The 1,161-nt window shown below is 65.9% G+C and carries 1 protein-coding gene; it reads right to left on the minus strand.

Going from position 1 to position 1,161, the window contains the following annotated elements; genetic code table 11:
* Position 1: 1 nt before the first annotated feature.
* A complete protein-coding gene (locus AB0P03_RS40815; protein WP_363633801.1) occupies positions 2–1,099 on the minus strand; it encodes an IS630 family transposase in 1,098 nt (365 codons plus the stop codon).
* Positions 1,100–1,161: the final 62 nt, after the last annotated feature.

Here is a 1,161-nt window from a genome sequence, read left to right on the forward strand (position 1 = left end):
CCTAGTGTCCTGCGCCGGAGATCCGTCGGCAGAATCGGGCGAGGGAGTCGAGGATCTCGTCGGCGGTCTTGGTCCAGGTGAACGGTGTGGGGTCTTCGTTCCAGTTCTTGATCCAGTTGCGGATGTCGCGTTCGAGGGCTTGGACGTTCTTGTGGGATCCGCGGCGGATCATCTGGTCGGTGAGGAAGCCGAACCAGCGCTCGACCTGGTTGATCCATGATGACCCGGTCGGGGTGAAGTGCATGTGGAACCTGGGGTGTTGGGCCAGCCAGGTGCGGATCGCCGGGGTCTTGTGGGTTCCGTAGTTGTCGCAGATGAGGTGGATGTCGAGGCCGTCGGGAACCTCCTGGTCGATCTTGACGAGGAACTTCCTGAACTCCGCCGCGCGGTGGCGGCGGTGCAGGGAGGTGATGACCTTCCCGCTGCCGGTGTCGAACGCGGCGAAGAGCGTGGTGAGTCCGTTGCGCACGTAGTCGTGGGTCCGGCGCTCCGGCATTCCCGGCATCATGGGCAGCACCGGCTGGGAGCGGTTCAACGCCTGGATCTGCGACTTCTCGTCGACCGACAGCACCACCGCCCCCTCGGGCGGGTCGAAGTAGAGGCCGACCACGTCGTGGACCTTCTCGATGAACAGCGGGTCCGTGGAGAGCTTGAAGGTGTCCGCCAGGTGGGGCCTGAGCTGGAACTTCCGCCAGATCCGCCCGACCGTCGACTTCGAGAGGCCGGACCTGGCCGCCATCGAACTCCGCGACCAGTGTGTCGCGTTCTTCGGGATCTCCTCCAGCGTCGCCACGACAACCGCTTCGACCTTGTCCACCGCGATCGTGGGCGGCCGGCCCGGCCGAGGCTCGTCCGCCAAGCCGTCCAGCCCTTCGGCGAGGAAGCGCCGCCGCCACTTGCGGACCGTGTCCGCGGTGATTCCCAACTCCCTTGCCGCACCGACGATCGACGGCACATCCGGACCGTCGCAGGCCAGCACGATCCGTGCCCGCAGAGCCAACGCCTGGGCTGACGTCGCTCTGCGGGCCCACCGAATGAGCACCGCACGCTCCTCGTCGGACAGCAACAACGGCTCCAACGCGGGACCACGACGACGCACCGACGCATCCGAAGAATCACTCACGCAAGATCTAACGACAGATCTCCGGCGCAGGACACTAG

Source organism: Kitasatospora sp. NPDC088779 (assembly GCF_040685395.1).
Classification (GTDB): domain Bacteria; phylum Actinomycetota; class Actinomycetes; order Streptomycetales; family Streptomycetaceae; genus Kitasatospora.